The organism is Vibrio genomosp. F10 str. ZF-129 (assembly GCF_000287055.2).
Taxonomy (GTDB): domain Bacteria; phylum Pseudomonadota; class Gammaproteobacteria; order Enterobacterales; family Vibrionaceae; genus Vibrio.
On the sequence record NZ_AJYQ02000008.1, the window covers coordinates 1 to 754 of the forward strand.

The 754-nt window shown below is 39.5% G+C and carries 1 protein-coding gene; it reads right to left on the minus strand.

All coding sequences use genetic code 11. The features are described 5' to 3' along the window. A partial coding sequence (locus A1QO_RS01295; RefSeq protein WP_026027090.1) for an aminoglycoside phosphotransferase family protein occupies positions 1-753 on the minus strand: 753 nt, incomplete at its 3' end. Position 754 lies beyond the last annotated feature (1 nt).

Below are 754 nucleotides of genomic sequence, written 5' to 3' on the forward strand. Positions count from 1 at the left end.
AATTTTTTGTTTATTTTCAGTGATATATTCTATGTCATTTAGATAAGCTTGAAGATGACCCTGCTCTATGTTTTCAGCGAAGGATTCATTACCATTTTCAGCTTCACTACGCATGAAGGATACTAAAGCCTGTAATCGCTGAACCATAGCATCGGCTAATTGCTCTCTTTCTGATTCAGTTGCACCGTAACTGTCACTGAACAACTTAGCTCTAGCCACCTGCTCTGAGATTGTGCCTAGTTTATCATTGCTGTCAGTTTTAAAAGGAGACCAACAATAAACTGAATATGCTAAATCCCATATTCTTGGCGCTGGGTGCGACGTGTCGAAGTCAAACACACCAACAACTGTATTTTCTAATAGAGCAACATTGTATGGGGTAAAGTCACCATGACAGATAACCTCGAATGGTTCTCTCGGCTCTAACATCCATCGGTGTGCATTAACATCAATTTGCTCCAAGAGTGAAACTGTTGAGTCATGTATTTTACGTAATAATTTACCCGCAGACATAAGTGCATCATTTGTTGCGATTGCGCCAACTAACGGATAATTATAGGTATTACCTGCGACAAAACTTAAGATTTCTTGGTTTTGATTAACACCTAGAAACTTGGGGATTTCATCTACCTTTGCTCGCTCAAGATGCTTCAAAATGAGATGAATTGTAGAACTCCATGACTGAAGAGGTCGATAGACGACTTCACCATCTCGATATATTGCAGATTCTCTTCCACCTGATAATTCTTCCACG